Below are 24509 nucleotides of genomic sequence, written 5' to 3' on the forward strand. Positions count from 1 at the left end.
CGTGATGATCAAGGCGTACGTGGACCTGGTGCGGGCACCGGCGGCACTCACGGTGCTGGGTGACACGCTGGTCGGCGCGGGGAAACCTCTGCGGGGCAAGGGCTTGTTGCTCCCGCTGGCGTCCGTGTCGTTGTACTGGGCGGGAATGGCGCTCAACGACTGGGCCGACCGCGACCTGGACGCGGCCGAACGGCCGGAACGGCCGATCCCGTCCGGCCGGATCAGCCCGGACGCCGCCCTGGCGGCCGCAGCCGGACTCACCGCGCTCGGCGTCGGTCTCGCCGCGGCGGCCGGCCGCAACGCGCTGCCGCTCGCCGCGGCGGTGTGGGCCTACGACACCGTGCTGAAGGCCACGCCCGCCGGGCCGTTCGCCATGGCCGCCTGCCGGGCGTTCGACGTCCTGCTGGGTGGCCGGGCCGTCCTGCCCGCCGGACTGATGGCCGCGCACACCCTCGGCGTGACCGTGTTGTCACGAGGCGAGGTGCACGGCACGACACCTGGCACGGCGAAAGCAGTGCTGACGGGCACGGTGCTGACGGCGGTCGCGGCAGGCGCCTCCACCCGGCGGTTCACCGGGATCGCGGCGGCGCTGGGCTACGCGGTCACGGTGGGGCGTGCGCAGTGGCAGGTGGTCCGGCAGCCGTCGGCCGAGTCCGTCCGCGCCGCGACGAAGGAGGGCGTCCACGGCATGGTGCTGCTCCAGTCCGCGCTGGCCGAGCACGGTGCCGCGCTGCCGCTGGTACTGCCGCTCGCTCAGGCGCTGAGCAGGAAGGTGAGTCCCACATGACGTTCCACCTCGGCTACGGCACCAACGGGTTCGCCAACCACCGGCTAGACGACGCGCTCGCCGTGATCGCCGATCTCGGCTACACGGCGGTGGCGCTCACCCTCGATCACCACCACCTGGACCCATTCGCCGACGACGTCGTCAAACAGACCGAACGGGTCGCCGCGCGCCTGCAGGAACTGGGACTGCGCGTCGTCGTGGAGACCGGCGCGCGGTACCTGCTCGACCCGTGCCGCAAGCACCACCCGACACTGGTGAGCGAGGGCCAGGCGGTACGGGTCGATTTCCTGGTGCGTGCCAAGCAGATCGCGCTGGATCTCGGCGCGGACTGCGTGTCGTTCTGGTCGGGTGTGGGATCCGCGGACGCCTGGGACCACCTGAAGTCGGGCGTCGCCGCGGTGCTGGAGAGCGGGCCGTCCGTCCCACTAGGACTGGAGCCGGAGCCGGGAATGGTCGTGGAACGGCTGGACCAGGCACTGCGGCTGCGGATCGAGCTCGGGAACCCGGACCTGCTGCGGATCACCCTCGACGTCGGGCACTGCGTCGCGGTCGAGCCGCAGGACGCGGCGGCGTGCATCAGGCAAGCCGGCGAGCTGCTCGTCAACGTGCAGCTCGACGACATGCTGCCGGATGTGCACGAGCACCTGGAGTTCGGTGAGGGACAGCTGGACCTGCCCGCCACACTCGCCGCACTGACCGGCATCGGCTACACCGGCGTCGCCGCGGTGGAGCTGCCCCGGCACAGCCACGCCGCACCGGACGTGGCGGCGCGGGCACTGCGGGCGCTGCGCGCGGCGGAGTGGCTGGCCGACGCGGAACGGGCGGTCCGCGCCGATCCCGGCGTGATCGACACCCTCTTCCCCGCGGCGGGAAGGGCGGTCGGAGCGGGACAGGACGCCGCACGGGTCCGCCTGCTCACCGCGTTCGCCGACGTGTCCGACGATCCGGTCGACGGCCTCACGAGGCTCTACCGGTACGGCACGTCCGCGGAACGGCGAGGTGTCCTGCGCGGGCTGGCCGAGATGGGGGACCGTGCTCCGGCCGCCGGGATCGCGTTGGTCGAGGACGCCCTGCGCAGCAACGAGACCGGCCTGGTCGCGGCGGCACTCGGCCCGTTCGCCACCAGGCACCTCGGCCGGCACGCGTGGCGGCACGGCGTGCTCAAGTGCCTGTTCATGGGCATTCCACTGGCCGTGGTCGACGGTCTCGACCGGCACTCGGACGCGGAGCTGCTGCGCATGGTGGCCGCGTTCGCCGACGAACGCCGCGCGGCCGGCCGTCCCGTGCCCGCCGACGCTCTCGCCCTGCTCGGAAAGGCATCGTGATGCGCATCTTCGACCCGCACATCCACATGACGTCCCGCACCACCGACGACTACGAGGCCATGCGCGACGCCGGCGTGCGAGCGCTGGTCGAGCCCGCGTTCTGGCTCGGCCAGCCCCGGACGAACGTCGGCTCGTTCATCGACTACTTCGACAGCCTGCTCGGGTGGGAGCGGTTCCGCGCCGCCCAGTTCGGCATCGCACACCACTGCGCGCTCGCCCTGAACCCCAAGGAGGCCAACGACCCCCGGTGCGCCGAGGTGCTGGACGTGCTGCCGCGCTACCTGGCCAAGGACGGTGTGGTCGCGGTCGGCGAGGTCGGGTACGACTCGATGACGCCGGAGGAGGACGACGCGTTCGCGCGCCAACTGGAACTGGCGCTGCGGTACGACCTGCCGGTCCTCGTGCACACACCGCACCGGGACAAGCAGGAGGGCACGAAGCGAACGCTGGACGTGGTCCGCGAGTCGGGCCTGGCGCCGCACCGCGTCCTGGTCGACCACCTCAACGAGACCACCGTCGCGATGGTGGCGGACGCGGGCTGCTGGATGGGGTTCTCCGTCTACCCGGACACCAAGATGGACGAGGCGCGGATGGTGGCGCTGCTCGCCGAGTACGGCACCGAGCGGATGCTGGTCAACTCCGCTGCCGACTGGGGCCGGTCCGATCCGTTGAAGACCCGCAAGACCGGCTTGGCGATGCTGGACTCCGGGTTCGCCGAGTCCGAAGTGGACACGGTGTTGTGGCGCAACCCGGTCGAGTTCTACGGCCAGAGCGGCAGGCTGGCGCTCGAACCGGTGGCGGCGGGCGCGGTCGACGTGGCCACCGGCAGCTCGGTGCTGCGGGGTGAACGGTGATCGCCTACTGCACCAACGTCCACCCCGCTCCCGACCTCGCGGGCATCCTGGTCCAGCTCGACCGGCACGCGGTCCGGGTGAGGGAGGCGCTGGAGGCGGACACGCTCGCACTGGGACTGTGGCTGCCCGCGCCGGTCGCACGGGGACTCGCGGAGGACGGCACCGCACGGCAGCACTTCCGCGCCGAACTCGCGAGCAGAGGGCTGACGGTCTCGACGCTCAACGCGTTCCCGTACGGCGACTTCCACGACGAGGTGGTCAAACACGCGGTGTACTTCCCGACGTGGACCGATCCGCGCCGCCTGCGGTACACGGTGGACTGTGCGGCCGTGCTGGCCGACCTGCTGCCCGATTCCGCGTCGTACGGCAGCATCTCGACCCTGCCGCTGGCCTGGCGGGAGCCGTGGACGGGCCGCGACGACGACCGTGCCGCTGAGGCTCTCGCCGAGCTCACCCTGTCCCTGCGCGCCGAGACCCACCGGCACGGCAGGCCGATCAGGCTGGCCGTCGAGCCGGAACCGGGCTGTGTGCTGGACACCGTCGCCGACGCGGTCGGCTGGCTGGCCGGCCGGGTCGATCCCGGCCACGTCGGGATCTGCCTGGACACCTGTCACCTCGCGGTGTCGTTCGCCGATCCGGCCGAGGCGGTCGCGTCGATCCGCGCGGCGGGGCTGGACGTGGTCAAAGTGCAGGCCTCGGCGGCACTGGAGGTGGCGGAACCGGGTACCGCGGCGGGCAGGAGGGCGGTCGCCGCGTACAGCGAACCCCGCTACCTGCACCAGGTCCGGGAGAACACCCCCGGCGGTGTCCTGGCGGCGGACGACCTGCCGGAGGCGTTCGAGACCCTGCCCGCCGAGCACCCGTGGCGCGTGCACTTCCACGTGCCGCTGCACGCTGTTCCGCCCGCACCGCTCACGTCGACCACGGACGTGCTCGTGGCCGCGGTGGCGGCGGTGGACCCCGGCACCCACGTCGAAGTGGAGACCTACACCTGGACCGTACTGCCTGGTGCGGGTGATCTCGCCGACGGCATCGCGGCGGAACTGCGCTGGGCGACGCGGCACCTGCGGACGGGGGTGGCGGTGTGAAACCGCTGGTGGTCCTCAACGTCGTCGGCATGACCCCCGCGCTCCTCGAACACATGCCCACTCTGTCCCGGCTGGGCTGGCAGGCGGAACTGGGCACGGTGCTGCCCGCCGTGACGTGCAGCGCGCAGGCCACGCTGCTCACCGGCCTCACCCCGGCACAGCACGGGATCGTCGGCAACGGCTGGTACTTCCGCGACCTGGGCGAGATCCACCTGTGGCGTCAGCACAACCGCCTCGTCGGCGGGGAGAAGCTCTGGGAGACCGCCCGTCGCGCCCATCCCGGCTACACCGCCGCCAACATCTGCTGGTGGTACGCGATGGGCGCCTCGACCGACATCACCGTGACCCCTCGGCCGATCTACCACGCGGACGGGCGCAAGTCCCCGGACTGCTACGTCCGCCCACCCGGCCTGCACGACGAACTCACCGGAGCCCTGGGCGAGTTCCCGCTCTTCCAGTACTGGGGGCCCACGGCGTCACTGGCGTCGAGCGAGTGGATCATCGGCGCCGCGCGGAAGGTCCTCGTCGAAAAGCGGCCCGACCTGTTGCTGGTCTACGTGCCACATCTGGACTACGACCTGCAGCGGTTCGGACCGTCCTCACCGCAGGCGGTCAAGGCGGCGGCAGACGTGGACCGGGCGCTGGCGCCTCTGCTGGCCGACGCGTCGGACGCCACCATCGTGGCGTTGTCGGAGTACGGCATCACCGACGCACGCCGCCCAGTCGACATCAACCGGGCGTTGCGAGCCGCAGGCCTGCTCGAGGTCTACGCACAGGCGGGCATGGAGTACCTGGATCCGTGGACGTCACGGGCGTTCGCGGTGGCCGACCACCAGATCGCGCACGTGTACGTCGCCGATCCCGCCGACCTCCCGAGGACGAGGGCGGTCCTCGCCGACCTTCCCGGTGTCGACGTGCTGTACGACCGGGACGCGCAGGCGTCCGTCGGGCTGGACCACGAGCGGTCCGGTGAACTGGTGGCGGTGGCCGAACCGGACGCCTGGTTCACCTACTACTACTGGACCGACGACCAGCGCGCACCGGACTTCGCCCGTGGTGTGGACATCCACCGCAAACCCGGCTACGACCCCGCGGAACTGTTCTTCGACCCGGCCGACCCGCTCGTCAAGGCCAGAGCCGGGGTGAACCTGGCCCGCAAGAAGCTGGGGCTGAGATACACGATGAACGTCGTGCCGCTGAACCCTTCGTGCGTGCGCGGCACGCACGGCAGACTGCCCGACCGGGCGGCGGACGGGCCGGTGCTGTTGTGCTCGGACCCGGTGGTACCGCGATCGGTCGAGCACACCGGCAGGATCACCGCGACCGAAGTCCACGCTCTCCTGCTCGAACTGCAGGGGATGACAGCGGAGGACCGCAGCCGATGATCAGCTCCCCGACCGGGGCACACCCGAATCGCGACTACTCCGTGATGGTGGCCGAGGAGCCCACGGCGGCGACCCAGCGCCTGTTGAGGCTCATGCGAACGGGCGCGTCCGACCCCGCGATCGCCCGCGAACTCGGTGTCAGCCTGCGCACCCTGTACCGGCGCATCGCCCGCCTGCAGTCGTTGCTCGGCGTGCAGTCGCGGTTCCAGCTCGGCGTGCTCGCCGCCGAGCTGGGGTGGCTCCGTCCGGGTTGAACGAGACGCCGGTCCTGAGCAGGCGGTCACCCGAACACGCGGCGCTGGATCTCCCGCCGGTAGTCCTCGAGGGTCCTGTCGACGTGCACGGCAGCGGCCGCGGCAGCAGCGTCCTCGTTCCCCTCGCGGATGGCCCGGTAGATCGCGGCGTGCTCCTCCACCGCCTCCGCGGTGTGACTGCCGACCGCGCCGTTCATCCCGATGACGTTGGACTGGCGCTGCAAGCGGCGCGCCTCACGCACCGCCGCGAGGAGGAACTGGTTGTGCGACGCGGCCGCGATGCCCAGGTGGAAGTCGTCGTCGCCGCGATCGAACAACGCCGCCTGCCCGGTGACATGCCCTTCCCGGCACAGCTCGGCGGCGACCTCGATGGCGCGCAGCTCGGCAGGGGTCGCGCGGGTGGCCGCGATCCGCGCGGCCGCGGTCTCCTGGACCCGGCGGAACTCGAAGAGCATGTAGACGTGGTCGAGGTCGGTGGGTATGAAGGAGCCACCCCACCGGGACGAACTCAGCATGCCGTCGTCGTCGGCCACGTAGAGCCCGCGCCCCTTGTGCGCACGCACCCTGCCGAGCGCCGAGAGAATTTTCACCGCCTCCCGGACCACGGTCCGGCTGGTCCCCATCCGCCCGGCGAGCTCGTTCTCGGTCGGCATGCGATCGCCGGGACGCAACTCCAGCTCCGCGATGAGCTGCAGGATCCGCTCCGCCACCAGCTCGTAGCCCGGCCGGTAGGAGGTGGGCAGTGCGTGAGCGGCTTCAGCGTCCACCGAGGGACTCCTCGTCATGAGTACGAGTTTGCTTCTGGCAACGAGAGTACAGACGCCCCGGACGAGCAGGACCGTCCATCGAACGAGGAACCAAAGCTGGAAATGCCGGCGTTCGAACGTCGTTCCGGTACGCGGACAAGCGTGCTCATTTGATGGCGTCGAGCTCGCCGGTGCATGGTCGGTGAGGCCGGCGGTGTCGTCGTTGGCTCGTGAGCTCAACGAGCGTGGGGTGGTGTGCCCGTCGGGTGCCGATCCGGAGCGGAACGCGCACAGGTCGGGGGAGCGGTGGATCGTGAGGACGGTGGCGATGATTCTGGAGAACCCGCGCTACACCGGTCGGCAGGTGTGGAACCGGAACAGCACAACCGGCCACGGGCCTGGCGGGCGGACCGGCGTCCGCGGCTCGGGAGCGCTGAGGTGGAAGCCGGTCAGCGAATGGGAGGTTTCTGAGCGGTTCGCCGCGAGGTTCTCGACCACGTTCTCATCATGGGAGAAGGCCACGCGTGTCAAGTACTCGCGACTTGCCAAGCGAAGCGTTGAGCGTCGGTGATCGATCCATGTAAAGCGCGTGGGATCGGGCATCGGCCCAGCCGAGACCGACGTGCCGCGTGACCGTGAAGCGTCCGCGAAGGTGGCGCCCAACGGGCCGTGTTCATCCCGACGACGAGCGACGCCTCGGCCAGGAACGTGCCGGGGCGTCGCTCATCTGTCTAATGTGGCCGGTACGTCACCTGACCGTTGAGCACCACCATGTCGATCTCCACCGATCCCGTGCCTCGGTTGCCCGAGGGCGCCAGCACCAGCGGAGGCTTGCCGGTGCCTTGGTGGATCACCAGGTTCACGCCCAGATGGGTCGCGATCAGATGCCCGGCCAGGTCGCGTGCGTTGCCTGCGCCGGTGTTCTCGATCGTGTCGGAGTGCATCCTCCAGTTGGAGCTCTCGATGAGCGCGCCGGTGAGGTGTGTAGTCCGCACCGGTCTGGTGGTGGTGAAGTCGGCCGCGGCCTGGCTCACCGCGACGGTGGTGGCAGCGCTGGTGAGCACCTGTGCCCGCAGTGCCGCTGGGGCCTGCCGCACGACCACGCTGACCGCCGCGTACAGGCCGTCCGCCGTGACCGGCGGTGGGACCGGCCTGTTGAGCACGTCGAGCGCCAGGTGCCGCAGGTGCCGTCGCGTCGCGCTGACGTGGTCGACGTACGGATCGCGCCGGTTCGGTTCTCCTGACACCGGACGCTCGGTCGACGGGTCGTGGGCACGGTTGCCGAACATGCCTGGGAGAGCATCGAGGTGGTCCTGAGCTCCTCGGACGCCTTCTGCGGCGAGCGTCGTCAGTGTGTGCACGTCGCCGGACTCCGCGATCTTGGTGAGTGCGACGGGGTCTCCGTCCTGCGCGAAGGAGATGACGGCGTCGTAGGCGGGGCCCTTACCGGTGGCGGCGTCGACGAGTGCGTGGACGTCGTTGTCCCCGGCCAGTGCCAAGATCGCGTTGCCGTTGCCCTGCCCGGCGAGGTGCTTCAGCCCTGAGTGGGCTTCGTTCCCCTCGTCGGACAGCATCATCAGCCCGGGCACGTCCGCGTTCTCGACCATGACCGCGAGGGCGTCCGGGTCGCCGTCCTCGGCCAGGTCGCGGAGCAGGAGACGTGCCGGGGAGTCGCCGTGGCGCGCCAGTTCGGCCGTGGCTCCCAGGTGTCCGCCGGCAGACAGGCTCCTGAGCATCTCCGCCGCGAGTTCGTTGGCAACCGGCTGGTGGGCGAGTTCGGACAGCGCTTGCACGGGTGTGCGGTCGCCGAGGTCCTCGTACTCGGCGTCGTCACCGATGCGTGCCAATCCGTCCAGTGCGTGCAGTTCGCCGTCGGACCCGAGATCGACCAGCTCCTGGTGCGCGAGGACGTCGCCTTCGCCGGCTCGCCTCGTGAGTTCGTCCAGGGAGTGCCGGTGTCCTTGTTCGGCGAGCGCGCTGATGGCGTCCAGGTCGCCGATGGCAGCGCGGGCGAACAGCGACTCGTCCGGTGCGGGGGCGTCGCCGTCCGGTGGCACGTACGACGTCTCCGGGACGATCTTCGTGGTGTCGGCGAGGTTTCGGGTGATCTGCCACAGCTCGCGTGGGCGCAGCACGGTGTCCGGCATCCACGACCGTGACATCAGGCCGCTGTCCTCGTCCCGCACGACGCGATTGGAGACTTCCGCGACCGCACTGCCGCCGGCTCCCCGGTGCCGCGCACCGGCCGGCTTGTCCTGGAAGGAGGCGGAGGACTCGTAGGCGTCGTGCAGGGCGAAGCCGTAGTGGCCGAGTTCGTGCGCCGCGTCCTGCGGGTTGAGCCCGGCGCTCCACTGGTCGTGGAAGATCTGCTCCCTCTCCGGCCACACCCGGATGTGCTGGTAGGCCTGTGCGGGGTCGTCGGTGAACTCGACCCGGACGTGGAACTGGTCGCCGTCCGGCATCCGGTAGCCCTGGTTGTACATCCGGTCGACACCGCGCAGCGTGTTCCATTCGAGCTCTGCCACCTCGTCCGGTTCCACTCCGTCCTGGACGTCGAAGTGGACCTTGAGCGTGAACTCCTTGACCCACCGTCCGGGTTCGACCTCGATGCGGCGGACGTCGTGACGAACCGGGACCGTCTGAGCCCGCAGGTCCGGCCGCACGCGACCTTGCGCGTCGGTCACCAACGGCGAATCCGTGTCGATCGCGGTCAGCTCGGTCTCGACCTGGGTGAAGGTGCCGGGGGCGTCGCTGCGCAGGTGTTCCCACTGATCGCGGTGCAGGGGGCGGGCGTCCGGGGCCATCCAGTCCGCGGTCTTGCCGGGGAAGTGCCGCCAACCCTCGTCGTCGAGCACTGTCCTCCGCTGTGCCGAGGCATCGTGTCCCGTCTCCGCGCCGCCGGATGCCGGTGGCTGTTCCGAGGGCGCGGAGACGGCGGCCTGCCGCGGTGGGGAGAACGAGCGGAAATCCGGTGCGGCCGTGCTGAAGAAGTTCTGTGTCGGCTGGTGCGTCGTCGTGCCGGGCTGATGCGTGCCGGTCGGTGTTCGTTCGTCGGGATCTGCGTCCAGCGAGTGGTCTTCGAACTCGACGCGGATCTCTGCTCGTCGAGCGTTCCAGTTGTCGCCGTCAGCTGCCGGGGTCACCTTCTCGCTGCGAAGCTCGATGCCGATGTCGTCGGCTCGCAGGGTGACGTCGTCACCCTGCAGTGAGCCGAGTGCTGCCTGGAGTTCGGTGCGGAAGATCTCCGCGGCGTTGGCGGCGCGTTGTTCGCCGGTCGCGAGTGCGCGTGGCGCGCCGCCGCGGCCGCCGAGACCGTACCCGGTGGCGATCACGGCCGGCAGCGGCATCCCGTTGTCCTGCCGCCACAAAGCCGCCCGTGCGACCTGGTTCGCGATGGCCCTCAGCCCGCCCCGCTGATCCGGCGAAACCTCCTTGCTCCTCTCGTCGAACCAGACCCGCACCGGACCGGCTGCGTGGTAGCCGCCGGCAACGGTGACAAGGGGGTTGGTGAGATTCGTGGGCACGTCGGTGTCGTAGAGCATGGCCCACTGGTCGAAGAACGTCTCGCCGGGAGCCTCGCGGTACATGCGGAAGTACCACTGGTCGCCGAACCTCGGCAGGTGCAGGACGGAGGCCATGGACTGGACCGCCGCCTTCCGCACGTCTGGAGACGGGTTGTCGCCCGCGTCTCGCAACGACATGAGCGCGGTCGCGAGATCCTTCTTCGCCCGCAGGACCTCGACCGCCGCCTCGTCGCCGTCGCGCGTGGCGGTCTCGATCTCCGAATCCAGTGCTGCCGCAGTCGACTCCAGGTGTGGGCCGTGGTGCCGGAGGTTGCTGTCCACCGCCTCGTCGAGCAGCCTCGCGGTCTTCGCCTCGCGGCGGTAGTTCTCCAGGGTGATGACGGTCCCGTCCGGGGTACGTGCCACCACAGCTGCGAAGTGGTAACCGTAGGGATGGGCGGACGTGTCCCCGCGTGCGACGTTGACCTGAAGTTCCCGCCCGCCCCCGGCACGCTCCGAGGAGATCGACGACACCATGAAGGCCTCGCCAGGTCTGGCGGAGGCGTATCGGTTGACGCCGGTGCGGCGGGCGAGCTCGTCCATCCGCCGGCGCGCGCCGGCGTTGTCCTGCTCGTGGTTGAGCGCCGCGCCGTAGCGCAGTCCCGGTCGCGGTCGTCCCGGCAGGTCGACCCCGCCTTCCTCGTCCAGCTTGACGACCCAAGCCGCCGACCGAGGCCCTGCCGCTGTCAGATCGGTCTCGCCGTGCGCCAGGTCGGCCAGGTGTGCGGCGAGGTGATGGGTGCCGCTCACCTCGAGTCCGGAGGTGGTGTCGACCGGTGCGAGGACCGGGCTGCCGTCCGGTCCCCGCAACACCATCGAGTCGAACGGCCCTCCTGCCACCTCCGCCGCCATGTCCCGGCACACGTCGGGCGTGCGCCCGGCGAACCGCGGCACCACGCGGTGCAGCACCGTGCGATGCCCGTCTTCGGCCGTCACGACGACATCGGGTCCTTCGATGACGAGTGCGACGTTGCTCTTCGCCCGGTGCAACGCGACCTGGGCTCGCTCCAGCACCTCGGTGGTGGCGAAGAACTCCCGTGCCTGCAGGACGGGGGCGCCGGCACCACCCACCGAGTTGGTGCCGTTGATGGCCAGGGTGCCGTCACCCGAGGTCCGCAGCGGCGGCGCCGTGTGGGTGAGATGACCCGACGGGGTGGTGAACGCCGGAAAGCCGTCGTCCCGCACGAGTGAGTCCGGCTGGTTCGCGGTGAAGGGCACCGGGTCGCCGGTGAAGCGGTAGTTCCGGACCAGCTTCGGTTCGGGCCGGGGAGCACCGTCCCGGCCGTTCGGGAGCGCCGGTGCCTCGTCGGCGTGACGCGCCTCGACGTCCCCCCTCGCGGCGCCGCCGGAGCCCGCGGCCGGAGGCGGCGGCACGGGGTTCGTGTCCGGCACCGTCCTCGCCGGCAACGAGGCCGAAGCGCTGTTCTTCGCAGCCCACGAGGCGAACTCGTCTGGTCCCAGGAGATCGAAGTACTTCTTCTTCGGGTCGCCGACCAGATAGGCCTGTGCGCCTTCGTGACGGACCGCTTGCACGGTCACGGCGTGTTCGGTGAACCGCCCCTCCAACGTCACGGGCAGCACGCCGAGGCGGTGCACGCGCGACCAGAACTCGTCGTTCACCGCGTGCGCGATCGGTGCGGTCCTGTCCGTCGGCGTCGGATCGGCGAGCACCAGTTCGGCGACGTTGCGGTACTGCGGACTCACGCCGTTGGCCCGCCTGCCCGGCCGGTCGAATCCCAGCGGCACCGCGATCGCCGCGCTGACCGCCCAGGCCCCGCGGATCACCTTGCGGCTGAGCACGGGGACGGAGTCCGCGCCGTCAGCCGGGTCGGCGACCGCGGAGAGCTTCTGCATGGCGCGGCCCCAGTCGTCGCTCATCACCGCCCAGTCCGGCGAGGGGCCGGTCGCCCGGTCCTCCAGCAGGTCGAAGGTGGACCGCGCTTCGGCGATCCGGTCGCGCACCACCTGCTCGACGGTTCGCCCGCCCGGTTTGTCCCTCTCCGCCAGCAGGTCGGGCTCGTGGGTCACGGCGTGCCCGAGCGCCTCCTCGACTCGGTCGGCGAGCTCGCGGCCGGCGTACACCTGTGCCGCGATGGTGGGCAAGGTGGATCGCAGGCCTGTGTTGACCGCGGCGGAATCGCACGTGTTCAGGAATCGCTGCTCGTCCAGACCGATGCCGCCGAACAGCGCATCCGGCAGTCGAGGTGAGCCGAGAAGCGTGGCGAAGGTCTGGTTCGCGAGCAGATCGTTCCGTGCGTGCGGCACGAGGTTGACCAGTCCCAGCACGGCCATGCGGCGAGCCAGCGGATCCGTTGCACGGTGGGGAAGATCGGGCAGGGGGGCGCGACCTGCCTCGACGTCGTCGGCGATCGAGGCCAGTACTTCTTCCAGTTTCGCAGGCGTCAGCGGCCGGGCGGCCCGCCAGTCGTGGACGTCGCCGAGCTTCAGCTTCGTGATGTCGCCGACGAGGCGGTGCCGCACGGGAACGGCGCTTGTGGTCACGAGAGCGTCGGACATCAGCGACCGCGCACGCGCGGCCAGTTCCGGCGACGCGGTGGCTGTGGCTGCCACGACGCGGTTCACCGACTCCCGCACCGCGGGAGAGGACATCACGTCCGCGACGTGGTTCTCCACCGACCCGAGCACGGCGAGGTCGTCGAACGTGGCGATCGCCGGGGCGGGATCGAGCCCCAGGGCGGTGAACCGGTCGGCGAGTTCTCGTCGTGCCGAGTTCTCGCGCTGCTCCTGCTCCGCGGTGCGCACAGTCGTGGTGCCGGGCGAGTGATCCGTGCCGGGTGCGGGCGGAACGACGCCGGGTGTGTCGGCCTCGGCCCCGTCCTCTGGTGCGGGCGGAGGCTTCGGCGCCGCGTTGAAGTCGGCGACGGTCTGATCGGCGGTCGCTTTCTTGTCCCACCACAGCCGCTGTTTCGCGTCGGCTTCACGTCGTGCACCGTCGAGTTCGGTCTCGGCGTCCCTGACGATCTTCGCCTGGTCGTCGCGCAACGCGGAGAGCCGGTCGTGTTCGGCCTGGGCGCCCGCACGTGACTTCTCGGCGGCGGTCAGCTCCTGCCGGGCGGTGTCGACGGCCTTGCGGGCCGTGACGGCTTTCTCACGCTGACCGGTGAGCTGAGCGTGTGCTCCTGCCAGCCGCTGCTGTCCGTCTTCGAGGGCGTTGTACGCGTCGTCCGCTTCCTTTCTCTTCTGGAGCAGAACGGTTTTCGCCCTGGTGACCTCATAGCGCGCGAGCTGCAGCTGCTCGGTCAGGTCATCCACGGCGGACTCGTGCGCGGTGGTCAAGGCCTTCTCCAGAGCGGCCTGGTCGTCCGCCTTGGCGTCGGAATCGAACTGGGCCTCTCCGAGGGCGTTCTTCGCCGCCAGCGCGATGGTGCTGAGCTCGGCGATCCGCGGTGTGAGTTCCTCGATCGACGCGCGGGTGCTCGCCACCTCCGCTCGCGCGTCGCGGTGGGCGGCTTCCGCACCCGCGAGTGCGGCCTTCGCGCCGAGATGGGTTTCCACGGCGGCGTTGAGCGCCGTCTGAGCGTCGCCGTGAGGCCGGTCGGTCCTGGCGAGTACCGCGGCGGCATCGTTGATCCTGTCCTGTGCTTCGTGACGGGCGGTGTCGACCTCCTTCTCGGCTTCCCGCCAGTTGTCGGCTGCTTCCTTGAGCTCGGTGTGCGCGGTGTCGAGCTCGTCGCTGAAGGTCTTGCCCAGCAGGGACTCCGCGTCGGCCGCGGCCAGGCGCACGCCGGCCGAACCGGGTACGGCCAGGTCGACGACACCGGTCCTGCCGCCGATCGTGGCCACGGCCCGGTACTCGACGTCGAACTGGACCAGGCCGCTGCGGCTCGCCTCGCTCGCTTTGACGGCGCCGGTTGAGGTCGAGGCGAGACCACCTGACACGGCGGGGGAGTCCTCGTTCGCCTGACGGAGTTCGATTCCCGTGGTGCCGAACCGGGCGGCGTTCTGGGGATCGCCGCCCTGGACGACGGCCGCTGAGCCGGTGGCGAGACCGGCGGCGAGGTCCGTCGTGTCCGAGACCTTGGCCTCGCTGCTGGATTCGGTCGCCTTCGTCCTGACCTTGGTGTCGAGCTTGACGCCGTCGCTGAGCGCGTCCAGCCGCGGGTTGACCAGCTTGGCGTAGACCTGGAGATCCGCCTTCTGCCCGAAAGTGAGCGCCGCCTCGCGCAGGCCCGGCACGGCCAGCGGGCCGGTCAGCATGCTCGGCAGGTGGGGGTGCAGGTTCTCTGCGCTCAGCGTGGACAGCAGGCTGTTCAACGCGCCTGTTCCCTTGCCGGTGAGCCCCTGCTCGGCCCCCGCCCGGATCAGCGCCTTCACCCCGGCCTCGCGCAGGTCCTCGGCACCGCGGAGGTTCTCCACCGACGCGGTCGGCGGCAACGTCCGGGCGTCGTCCGACCGCTGCCAGCGCGCGATCGCCTCGGGGGTGGCCTGCTCGCTTCCCCTCGCGAACGCGGCGGACATGTACGGCTGTGGCGCCGGCGCGCCGACGATCTTCAGGTTGTCCGCGTGGAGGCGGACGGTCATGTCCTGCTCGCCGCTCCCGGCACGTGCGACGACCGAGTCACCGCGCTCGACGACGAGTTCGAACTCGATCGGCACCGTGTAGCGCGCCGCCGGTCCGCTTGCCGTGAGCGAGTGCCCGAACGCCTCGGCGGTGGACTCGGTGAGCGCGGTGCCGGCGGTGCCGCCGACGTTCACGGCGGCGGTCACGCCCGTGGTTCCGGAGACGTTCGGCGTCGCGCCACCGGGAGCGGCCAGGCCGGGCGCGCGGACGACGGCGCCCCAGCCGGTGCCGCGTCCGATGGCGGCGGTGTCCTTGCGCGAGCCGCTGCGGCTCTGGCTCAGGTCGGCCCCGTCGTTGACGACCCCGTCGAACCGGGGCGTGCCGGTCCTGGCTCGCAGGATGACCTGGTAGGAGTCCTTGGTGAACGTGCCTGGCTGGTGAGCCAGCAGCGGCACTCCGCCGTCGAGCGCGCTGTCGATCAGTGCGGTCACGGTGCTGGAGGAGGAGAGGTCGACGATGCGCTGGAAGTTGCTCATCGAGTCCTTGAGCACGGAATCCGGGACCAGCGAGTCGCTGCCGAACTTCTTCGTGTTCGCTCTCAGCTGCTCCGCCAGGTCGTGCACCACACCGGAGAGGTCAGGAACGCTCTCCACATCGGACAGACCGAGTGCACCGGGTTCGCCCTCGGTCACGGTGGAGGGCGGAGCCATCGCCGGGAAGTCCGGTTCGGGCACCGTCGGCCGCACGGTGGGCAGCAGGCCCAGGTCGCGCGCGACGTCCTCGGACACCCTCACGAAGACCGACCTGGGCAGGCTGACCGTGGCGCCCTCAGCGCGGGGCGTACCCGCGTGCAGGACGTTCCCGGCACGACTCTCACCCACGATGGTGGCGTTCGCGTCGAACTGGACCAGCGCCGTGCGCGCCTCGGCTGGTGTGCTGCGGCCGCGGTCGACGCTGCCGCCCACCTCCGAGGACTCCGTCCTGGTGTCCGACCAGGGCGTCACCTTGCCCGCGACTCCGGCGCCACCGGATCCGCTGGGGGCGGTGGGTGCGCCGGCGGTGGGCGGACTGGCGTTCGGCCGGACCGGGACCGTGACACCGGCGGTCAGGTCGACGGTGCGGCTGGTGGAGTACGACTCGCCGGCCTTGTAGCCCCCGGTGACGGAGTGGTCGGCACCGCTCGTGTCCGAAATGGACACGAGCGTCGGCTTGCCGAGCCGCAGGTGCACGCCGACCGCACCGCTGCGGTCGGTGACGCGGCGGTCGTACTTGAACTCGTTCTCCTGCAGGCCGGTCTCCACAAGTGTCCGCAGGTTCGCCTTGAGGTTCTCCGGGGCGAACATCCTGTCGATCTGGGCGCGCGAGGCGGTGCCGGGAACGGTCAGCGCGGAGTCGCCACCGGCGGCGCGGTTGAGCGCGTCGATCGCCTGGTCGCGCAGGGCGGCGGCGTTGGCGATCGTCTCGACGTGCAGGAACTCCGGGGCCTTCGGCCGAGCCTCCCGCGGGGCGAGGAGTTCCCTGACGGTGGGCGGGTTCTCCAGCGGTTCCGCCTCGGGATCGCCGGGCTTGAAGCCGTCTCCGGGGTCGTGGTCGAGTGCCGACGAGTCCGACACCCAGAGGTTCACCTTGCCGTCGATCCTGTCCAAGCCGTTGCCGGTGCTCGCGACGACCTGTGGCTGTGGCGCGTGGAATCCGGGTGCGCCAGGCACGATCTTGCGCACCCACGCCCGAGGGCGGGTGAACGTGGAGATCTCGACCTCGAACTCGACGTCGTGCGAGAACACCTGGGAGTCGGCGCTACCGGGGTTCGCGGAAGTGGTGGTGACCGTCGGGCCGGCCGTGGTCTTCTCCGTCCATGAAGTGCCGTAGGACGCGCTCGCCTGCGGGAGCGGGATGAGCGCGGCGACTCCCGTCTTGACCGGGATGGCCACCCGGCCCTGCACCGCGCCGGTCCAGCCCTTGGTGGTGCTGGTGCCGGCGTCCAGTTTCGGAGCGGCGGTGGTCTGGTCGTCGACCGGGCGCGCGTCCGCCTTGCCGAGGTGCTCCGGGTTGCTCACCTTCGCCCTGACGGTGACGTTGGCGTAGGTGTTGGTCGTCCTGCCGGTGTTCCTGACCTGCACCTGGACGCCGGGACCCAGCAGGCTGTCCATGGTCGCCTTCAGCGCCGCGGGGGAGAGGGCAGCGGTCAGCTTCCGCTGGTTCGCCAGTTGTTCGGCGAAGTCCGCGTACCCCTTGCCCTTGCTGCTGCGCGGATTCGCGTCCGGGTCGTTCCACGTCGGCAGGAAGCTCTCGAAACCGGGAAGTTCGCGGAGTGCCTGCTCGACCTGCTCCTGGACCTTGGTGGCGGGCACGAACTCGCCGACCTTGGCGTTGCCGGCCGCGATGCTGTCCGCGAGGTACGGCGGGGGGTACTTCGTGCCGGCGGTGTCCGGATCGGTGGTCGTGTTCCTGGTGCCGGCCGGTGTGGGCAGGCCGGCGGCACCGGCCTCGTGCAGGCCCACCCTCAGATGTGCCGTCACCGGGATCTTCACACTGCCGCCGGCGGGCGCGCGCACCTCGACCTCGGCGGTCACCTCGTACAGGCCCGTCTCGTTCTTGACCTGGACCCCCGACCTCCGGGTGACGGCCGTGCCCGCGTTCACCCCCTCCGCGGTGCGCGTGCTGTAGGAGATCGTGCCGCCGACGGCACCCACTACGGCGCCGGGAACACCGATGTTCGCCCCGCCACCCGCGGTGACGTCGAATCCGGTCTTCGTCGTGGCGGCGATGCTGCTGCCGCCGGAGAGGGTGTCCTGCAGTTGCAGCACCGAGGAGTCGTGCGTGCCGATCAGCTTCGCGTCCTTGAGCGTCGCGGTCATCTGGACCGCCGCGCCCTTGCTCGCGTGAGGGCTGATCAGGTCCGGCGATGTCACGTGACCGCCCAGCATCGCGGGCAGGTTGTCGCGGATCGACGTCGGGCTGAGGAACGTCTGCAACGCCTCGCGGCCGGGCGAGCCGATCTTCGTGATGGACGGGTGCAGCTTTGCGGCGATGTCGTCGAACGCCGACGGGTGGTCGACGACCACGGCCTCGGGCACGGCGGTCTCGACCTGCACGCCCCAGTCCGCGTCAGGCGGGGTGACGGTGCCGGAAGTGTTGCCGGAGGTGGTGATCGCGGTGAGGGCGTCGGGGATCACGAGCGTCACGTCCGGGCCCGTGGCGAGCGTGGCGAACCGCACGGGCTCGCCGTTCGCGTCGGTGAGCGTGATCTCGTAGGCGACCGGCACGGTGACGGTCTTCGCACCCTCACCCGACTTGATCGCGCGCTGCTCGGCGATCGAGGTCGTCGTCGCCTGCGACACGGCCGGTGTCGCGAACTGCGACTTGCCGCCGACCGTGGCGTACGGGCCCGTCGTCGGCCCGAACATCACCGAGCCGCCGACGTCGTTGGAGGTGGCGACGGTGTTGGTGGTGGTGGAGGACGCGGTCGCCTGGAAGTTGCGTTCGACCTTGGTGTCCGGGGAGTGCGTGCCGGGTTGGGCGGTGTCCGCGTGCATCTCGGCACGAATGTTCGCTTCGTGCCACGTTCGTCCGACCTTGACCTGGAAGTTGCGGCCGGTGCCGAGGAACGTCTCGAAGTCGTTCTCGAGCGCCTCCTTGATGCGCGTCGCGTCGCCCGGCCTGATCCCGTGCAGTTCGGCCACCACGGCGTCCGCGCCTCCCACGGCGGTGGGCGTGATCGCACCGAGCGCCTGGTTGCTCGTGAAGTAGCCGGGAAGAGCGGTTCCCGGGATCTCACCTACCGGCTGCGGTGCCACGGTGGTCATGAGGATCGGCGATGGAGGTGGCACCGCAGGAGCAGCGGGACGTGGTGGCGTCGTGCCCTCGCCGGAGCGCGGGGAGATTCCCGTGTCCGGGTCCGGTGTCCGGGACGTCGGGCTGGGCCGTGTCCGTGCGGTCGGCGGGTCCTGTGCACCGGGATCGCCGGTCGAGCCGGAGTCGCGAGAGCGGGAGCCCGGCGTGTCCAGGGATCCGTCCTCTGGCGGCCTCGGCGCGTCCAGCAGGGTGTCGGGGACCATCACCTGGCTCTTGGCGGTGTTCTCCACCAGCCACAGGTGCCGCGGCCGCAGACCTGGGTTCCTCTCGGGGTAGAGCACGTCCCGGCCCATCATGCTGCCGTCGTCCAGGTGCACGCCCGTGCTGGTGCTGTGCTGCTGGAAGACCCGCCTGCCATCCCGGTACTCGTCCGGCGCGCCGAGGTAGTGCAGGACCTCGTGGGCGAGTTCCTGCGGGCTGGAGGTGGTGTTCCAGACGGACTGGTTGATCGGGTGGTCGTCGTCGATCCGGATGGTCGTGTGCGCGTGCCAGAAGGGGGTGAACTCGAGGTTGAGGTGGAACTGGTCGCCACTGGGAAGGCGGAAGCCCTGGTTCAACAGGGAGTCCACGCCTGAGATGGCCTTGGCACTGACCTGCTCGACGAGGTCGGGGTCCACGGACGGACTCGCGTCCAGGCTCACCTTGACGGTGTACTCCTGCACGAACCTGCCGGGACTCGTCTCGATTCGGCGCAGGTCGTAGCGCACGATGCCGTCGAAGTTCTCCAGGTTCGACGGCGTGCTGCCGGTGGTGATGTCGGGAACGACCAGGTCCACCGTTCGCGACTCGGCCTGTTCGCGCCGATCCGCCCAGGTGTCCGGCGAAGCCGGGGTGTCAGGTGCGAACCACTCGGCCGTCACCGCGGGTTCGTACCGCCACGACTGGTCGGTGAGGACGTCCTTGCCCTCGTGCGACTCCGGTGTCGGTGGGGTCAGCGGAGGCGGTGCGCCACCGCTCTTCACTTCGGGGGCTTCGTGCCTGCGAGGGGGCGGTAGCGGGGGAGCGGCAGGAGGAGCCACCAGTGGGGGCGGGGAAAGGACGACCGCGGGCACGCTCGGCCGCACCTCGACGTTGATGCCGCTCTCGCTGGCCTTGGTGCTGTCGTCGAGCTGGGCCTCGCTCTCCGGGCTCACCCACTGCAGACCTGCCCAGCTGTCCTTGAGGCCCGGGTCGAACAGCGCGGAGTAGTCGCTCTTCTCCAGCAACGAGACCGGTTGCGACAGATAGCTCAGTTCCACCTGCAAGCCAAGGCCGTTCGGATCCATCACGAACTCGCTGATGACACCGTTCTGCGTGTTGAGGCCGCCGTCGACCAGGACGTTGGGACCGGTGATGTCCGGCGCCTGCTTCTTGAGCTGGGCGCGAAAGACCGTCTCCGGCAGTCCGTGGCTCCGCAGGCTGTCGAACTTCTTCGGGATGACGTCGGTGAGCGTCTTGATGAAGTCGTTGTCCGGTGGTGCGACGATGAAGCTGTTGCCGAATTCTCCCTTGCCGTACTGGATCTCCGCAGCGACGCCGACCTCGGCGCCCGGAGCCACGTTCCCCACGCGCGTCAACGCGCTGTCGACGCTTTGCTGGTCACGCAGGCGCGGCGCGAGCAACGGCATGTCAGACGGATGCATCGTCATTTCACCGACGTCGTCGAGCGACACGGAGCCGGGCCGGACATCGACGTCGACGTAGACCCCGCCAGTCCTGGCCAGCACCGCATAGCGCGCGATGTCGGACTGGAGGTTGTAGGCCTTGGCATCCGGATCTTTGGCCGCGGAATAGACGTCGTTGATCGTGGTCGCGTCCCCCGTGCGGTTCTGCACATCTGTGGAGAGGTCGTTCACCAGCGAGTCGACATCGGCCCGGATCGAGATGCCGGCGTCTTCCAGCCTCTGCTTGACGTCCTGGTTCCAGTTCGCGGAGGATCCGTCGGTCCACAGCGTGGCATTCCAGTTCAGATCGGGATCAGCCGACTTTCCGTTGCTGTCCGCGATCTTGGCGGCCCATTCGAGCATGTTCTGCACGGCTGCGTCGCTCGGCGTGCCGCCGAACCAGGCGAAGTGCAACGCCTTGGGCACCTCGACCTTGCCCCCGTCGCCTTTGGTGCTGACTGCGGCGTCGTAGTGCCGTTGGAGTTCGGCCTGCCTGTCCGAGCCCTGCAGCCGCCTGATCAGCAGACGTGCCTTGACGGGTTTGCCTTCGGCGACCGCGCGGTTGACGTGTATCTGCAGGTCCACAGTGTCCATTGTGGAAAGATTGGTGCCCTGGTGGAGCAGCTCGGCCCACGAGTCGGTGACGGTGGGTGGTGCGGCAGGGATGGTGTTCGGCTTTGGTGCCGGCTGTTCCGGCCTGTGCTTGAACAAGCCTGGGAAGTCGACGGAGAAGAACTTCTTGACGCTGGCCCGTTTGCCGTCGGGCTTCGACCTCGAACGTGCCTGGAACCGCTGTGCGGCGGTGTGCGTCCGTGGCAGAACGGCCGGATCCGGACGGCCCTGACCGTCAGGGTGTGATGGATGGGCACGGGCGCTCGGCGGAGTGTCCGGGTTCGGCGGTCGGACGCCCGGAACGTGTGGACGTGCGGGAGCTGGACGCGTCCTCGCCGCGGGAGGTGCGTCTGTGACCGGACGTGGCCTGGTCGGTTCGGGTGCCGGCGGCGGACTCGATGCAGAAGCGGGCGGTGCCTTGCTGATGGTCTTGTCCGGTGCGACCGGCCTGGGCGCGTCGAACACGCCCTTGTTCGCCCCCGGTCCTCCGTACCTGCTTCCGCTCCTCTCCTGGCCACCTGCCGCGGGGTTGGCGTTGGGCGGAGCCATCGGTGGCGGTGCGGCACCGGCGTTCGAGCCCGGCGCCGGGGTGCCCGGCATCGGGTTGGCACCACGTGCGGTGCCGTGAGGTGGGGTGGTCACCGCGTTCTGCGAGCCGGGAGTCGTGCTCGAAGTGACCGGGGTCTTGGCCGATGTGCCGTCAGGGGTGGTGCCCGGGGTCGCTCCCGGCGCGGGCGCGGGCGGTGCCTTCGTCATGGAGCCGTTGGGCCCAGGCGGTTTGGGCGCCTCGAACACGCCCTTGTTCCCACCGGAAGCACCGAACCTGTTGCCGCCGCGCTCGCTGCCGCCCGGCGAGCCGGCGGCCGGCGCGGCGCCGGGGGCAGCAGGCGGCGCGGCAGCTGTCGCGACGGACGGATTGTGCGTGGCGGCGGAAACGCCGCGCGGGCCGCCTCCGGCCGAGGGCGGTGCAACCGCACTTCGGGACCCAGGGGCCGCCTCGGCGGACTTGGCGCCGGGTGTGGCGGGGGTGTTGCCCGGAACAGCCGGCCCGCCGGTGGTGCCCTTGCCCGGTGTGCCGGAAACGCCTCCGGCAGCGGGCGGCGCGCCGGAGACACCTTTGCCCGGCGTGCCGGTGGCACCCTTGCCCGAGATGCTGGGAACGCCGCCGGACACCGGTGGGGTGCCGATGGGAACGGAGCCGGGTTTGCCGGCCGGTGTGGCGCCGCTTCCGTTGGGGGCCTTCGGGATCTGGACCGCCTTGCCGCCGCCTGAGGTGCCCTGTCGGCCGGCGGGCGTGTTCACACTGCCAGGGGTGCCGCCCCTGAAGTTCGGCACCTGCCCGGCCACCTGCCCACCAGGTGCCTTGACGCCGCCGGCGGAGCCGTTGCCGCGCTTGAGGTTCGGTGGTTGGCCGGCAGCCTGCCCACCAAGTGCCTTGACGCCGCCGGACGCGGGGCCACCGCTCCTGAGATTCGGCACCGGTGCGGCGGCTGGACCGGATGGTGTGTTGACTCCGCGCCCGGCGGAGCCGCTACCGCTCTTGATGTCGGGCGTCTTGGCGACCGGGGGACCAACGGGGGTCTTGACGCCTGCACCGGCAGGGCCGCCGCCGCCCGCGATCGATCCGGGAGCGGAAGCCTTGGGACCGCTCGGAGAACTGGACTTCGACGCCCCTGCACCGCTACCACCGGGCGGTGGCTTGGGGGCCCCTGGCGACTCGATCGACTTGAACGACGCCTTGTTGTGCTGGTCCGCGCCGACAGTCGTCTGCACGGTCGCCTTGATGCCGGACTGGACGTTGCCGAACGCCGTGGAGCCGCGTTCGGCCTGAGCGACCGCGCTGTCGGTGGACGTGTTGAGGCCGGGGACGGCGAACACGCCGATGGGGCCGAGCGCGTTTCCGCTGAAGGTGAGGCCGCGCATGCCCCCTGCGATACCGGAGAGCCGGGAGCCCAGGTCGGCTGCCTTGTTCTGCAGGCTCTGCATGCCGTGGGGGTCCATGAAGAACCCCGACCGGCCCGTCGGCCCGGCCTTGCCGGCGCTGGAACCGGGCGACGAACTCGACGGCGGGTTCGACGCGTGGTTCGAGGACGAGTTCGACGAGCTCGAATCGGTGGGTTCCTTGGCCATGGCGCGCTCTCTCCGGTGAGGGGACGGACGCGGACGGACAGCTCGAAGGCGGCCCGTCCATCGGAAGACCTAGGTGGCGTCCGGGTTCTCGGACGCGCTGAAGTGCGCGGGCTGCGAACCGCCGTCGGGTGAGGCGTTCTCACCGGCACTCGCGGCGATGGCGACACCCACGGCGAGTCCTGGCAGCCCGGCACTTCGGGCGATGTCGGCCAGCGGTGTCAGACGGGCCAGGTCGTCTTCACCCACACCACCCGAAGGCCCGCCGGACTGCTTCTGCCCGTCGCCGCGCCCGGAGCTCTCGAGCGCCTCGTCGATCTTCTTGTCGACGCTGTTCGAGGCCTTGACGCCCTCGTAGGTGATCTCGGCGACGTCAGCGGCGTTCTCGAAGCGGTCCCAGCCGTTGCCGATCTTGTTCATGATCTCGTCGAGGTCGCCGATCCGCTTGACCTGGCGGGCCAGCGCGGCGACGACACGGGCGATGCGCGAAGCGATGTTCACACCCAATGCGACCGCTTTGCCCACGGCGAAACCGATGAAGACCGGGATCGAGGCGCCGAGCGTCGGGATCATGGTGGCCGCGGCGAGGAGCGCTCCGCCGATCAACGAGCCGATCAACTGGGCGATCAGGTCTCGGACGATGTCGCGCAGCACCGTCACGAGCACGCCCATGATCGCGACGATCTTGGCCTTCGTCTCGACGGCGGAGGCGAGTTCGTCGAGCTCCTGGCCGAAGTTGCGCATGGAGCCCTCGAAACGTTCCGACGCGGCACCGGACCAGCAGTCGAACGTCGCCAGGCCTTTTCGGTGCTCCTCGGCGAGCACGCGGAGTTCGGCCGCGAGGTTCTTGGTCGCCTCGACGTTGGCCTCGATCTCCTCGGGGTTGCCCATCACCTGGTTGAGCGCATCGCGCAGGAAGGAGACGTGTTCGATCAGCCAGCCGACGCCGGCACCGAACAGGCTGCCCAGGGGGTCGATCGCGAGCATCACCGTCGACGAGGCGGCGCCGATGGCACCGAACGTGACGTCCAGCGCCTTCTCGGTCTCGGACTCGGCGTCCTTGCCGATGCTGTCGATGAGGCCGGAGTAGGCCTCGATGAACAACGAACCCTTGTACTTGTTCTCCTCGGTGATCTCCATCCCCGGAGGAGAACTGATCGGAGTCTCCGTCATCGCTGGTCCTGCTTTCCTGTCTGCGAGTTCACCACGGCTGGGACTCGTCCCCGTCCTCGTCGTCCGCTGGGCGCCGGCGGCGCACCGGTCGGCTCTCTTGAGGAGCGGGGGTGTTCACCGGTGCCCGGCGCTCGTTCGGTTCCTCGTCACCGGCGGCCGTTTCCGGCTCTTCGTCAGCGGTGATCACATGGCTGACCATCTGATAGGCCTCGGTGCCCTCACCGAGCGGTTTGAAGGCTTCGAGCACCTTGCCCGCGGCCTCCTTCTGCGCCGTCCGCGCGGTCGAGAGGATCAGCGAGGTCAGTTGTGCCGCGCCCAGTTCGACAGCGCGGTGCCCAAGAACGAGGTTCTGCAGACCGCCGTTGGGGCCTACGGTGACCGTGACGGCGCCGTCCCTGCTCGTCACGGTGGCGGTCGACGCAGCGATGTCGTCTTCCAGGGACTGGGACTTCTGCTGCAGATCTGCGAGCCTGGCTTCGAACTCTTCGACCCATCGGGTCGGGTGCGTGGCGTCCAAAGTGGATCCTTCGACGATGGCGGTTGTGTCGGCGCGCGTGGTGCGTGAGATGACCGGT

The 24509-nt window shown here is 70.2% G+C and carries 12 protein-coding genes; 8 read left to right on the forward strand and 4 right to left on the reverse strand.

Annotation, left to right across the window (positions count from 1 at the left end):
- Window positions 1–7: 7 nt before the first annotated feature.
- From DFR72_RS11025 to DFR72_RS11050, 6 genes are read left to right on the forward strand one after another with little or no spacing between them, the layout of a single operon-like run.
- Complete coding sequence (locus DFR72_RS11025) at window positions 8–787, forward strand: SCO3242 family prenyltransferase (RefSeq protein WP_090063582.1); 780 nt, start codon at window positions 8–10, stop codon at window positions 785–787.
- Window positions 784–2112 (forward strand): EboA domain-containing protein, encoded by a 1329-nt coding sequence (locus tag DFR72_RS11030; protein WP_090062864.1) that lies wholly within the window; start codon window positions 784–786, stop codon window positions 2110–2112. The genes DFR72_RS11025 and DFR72_RS11030 overlap by 4 nt, the downstream gene beginning before the upstream one ends.
- The gene (locus tag DFR72_RS11035; RefSeq protein ID WP_090063581.1) at window positions 2112–2966 is read left to right on the forward strand and encodes a TatD family hydrolase; all 855 of its coding nucleotides are present in this window, start codon (window positions 2112–2114) and stop codon (window positions 2964–2966) included. The genes DFR72_RS11030 and DFR72_RS11035 overlap by 1 nt, the downstream gene beginning before the upstream one ends.
- Window positions 2963–4054, forward strand: a complete 1092-nt coding sequence (eboE, locus tag DFR72_RS11040; protein WP_090062862.1) for a metabolite traffic protein EboE — start codon at window positions 2963–2965, stop codon at window positions 4052–4054. The genes DFR72_RS11035 and eboE overlap by 4 nt, the downstream gene beginning before the upstream one ends.
- Window positions 4051–5439, forward strand: a complete 1389-nt coding sequence (locus DFR72_RS11045; RefSeq protein WP_090062861.1) for an alkaline phosphatase family protein — start codon at window positions 4051–4053, stop codon at window positions 5437–5439. The genes eboE and DFR72_RS11045 overlap by 4 nt, the downstream gene beginning before the upstream one ends.
- Complete coding sequence (locus DFR72_RS11050) at window positions 5436–5693, forward strand: helix-turn-helix domain-containing protein (RefSeq protein ID WP_090062859.1); 258 nt, start codon at window positions 5436–5438, stop codon at window positions 5691–5693. The genes DFR72_RS11045 and DFR72_RS11050 overlap by 4 nt, the downstream gene beginning before the upstream one ends.
- A gap of 26 nt (window positions 5694–5719) precedes the next feature.
- Here the strand turns inward: DFR72_RS11050 and DFR72_RS11055 are convergent, their stop codons facing one another.
- Window positions 5720–6460: a FadR/GntR family transcriptional regulator gene (locus tag DFR72_RS11055; protein ID WP_245982788.1), complete on the reverse strand. Its 741-nt coding sequence runs from the start codon at window positions 6458–6460 to the stop codon at window positions 5720–5722.
- 16 nt (window positions 6461–6476) lie between these two features.
- Here DFR72_RS11055 and DFR72_RS11060 point away from each other — a divergent pair, with 16 nt between their 5' ends.
- Window positions 6477–7010, forward strand: a complete 534-nt coding sequence (locus DFR72_RS11060; RefSeq protein ID WP_090062858.1) for a recombinase family protein — start codon at window positions 6477–6479, stop codon at window positions 7008–7010.
- 160 nt (window positions 7011–7170) lie between these two features.
- On the opposite strand, the gene DFR72_RS11065 is transcribed toward DFR72_RS11060, so the two are convergent.
- Window positions 7171–22620, reverse strand: a complete 15450-nt coding sequence (locus DFR72_RS11065; RefSeq protein ID WP_211335382.1) for a glycosyltransferase — start codon at window positions 22618–22620, stop codon at window positions 7171–7173.
- Window positions 22621–22633: 13 nt separating this feature from the next.
- Between DFR72_RS11065 and DFR72_RS45445 the strand changes: the two genes are divergently transcribed.
- Window positions 22634–22783, forward strand: a complete 150-nt coding sequence (locus DFR72_RS45445) for a hypothetical protein (protein WP_170176212.1) — start codon at window positions 22634–22636, stop codon at window positions 22781–22783.
- Window positions 22784–22833: 50 nt separating this feature from the next.
- Here the strand turns inward: DFR72_RS45445 and DFR72_RS11070 are convergent, their stop codons facing one another.
- Window positions 22834–23934 (reverse strand): WXG100 family type VII secretion target, encoded by a 1101-nt coding sequence (locus DFR72_RS11070; protein ID WP_143086578.1) that lies wholly within the window; start codon window positions 23932–23934, stop codon window positions 22834–22836.
- A gap of 28 nt (window positions 23935–23962) precedes the next feature.
- A complete protein-coding gene (locus tag DFR72_RS11075) occupies window positions 23963–24451 on the reverse strand; it encodes a YbaB/EbfC family nucleoid-associated protein (protein ID WP_090062853.1) in 489 nt (162 codons plus the stop codon).
- Window positions 24452–24509 lie beyond the last annotated feature (58 nt).

This window comes from Lentzea flaviverrucosa (genome assembly GCF_003350445.1).
Taxonomy (GTDB): domain Bacteria; phylum Actinomycetota; class Actinomycetes; order Mycobacteriales; family Pseudonocardiaceae; genus Lentzea; species Lentzea californiensis.

Coding starts and splice junctions, on each gene's coding strand:
- DFR72_RS11030 (WP_090062864.1), top strand. CDS start 784: ATGACGTTCCACCTCGGCTACGGCACCAACGGGTTCGCCAACCACCGG.
- DFR72_RS11035 (WP_090063581.1), top strand. CDS start 2,112: ATGCGCATCTTCGACCCGCACATCCACATGACGTCCCGCACCACCGAC.
- DFR72_RS11050 (WP_090062859.1), top strand. CDS start 5,436: ATGATCAGCTCCCCGACCGGGGCACACCCGAATCGCGACTACTCCGTG.
- DFR72_RS11060 (WP_090062858.1), top strand. CDS start 6,477: ATGAGTACGAGTTTGCTTCTGGCAACGAGAGTACAGACGCCCCGGACG.
- DFR72_RS11065 (WP_211335382.1), bottom strand. CDS start 22,620: ATGCAGAGCCTGCAGAACAAGGCAGCCGACCTGGGCTCCCGGCTCTCC.
- DFR72_RS45445 (WP_170176212.1), top strand. CDS start 22,634: ATGAAGAACCCCGACCGGCCCGTCGGCCCGGCCTTGCCGGCGCTGGAA.
- DFR72_RS11070 (WP_143086578.1), bottom strand. CDS start 23,934: ATGACGGAGACTCCGATCAGTTCTCCTCCGGGGATGGAGATCACCGAG.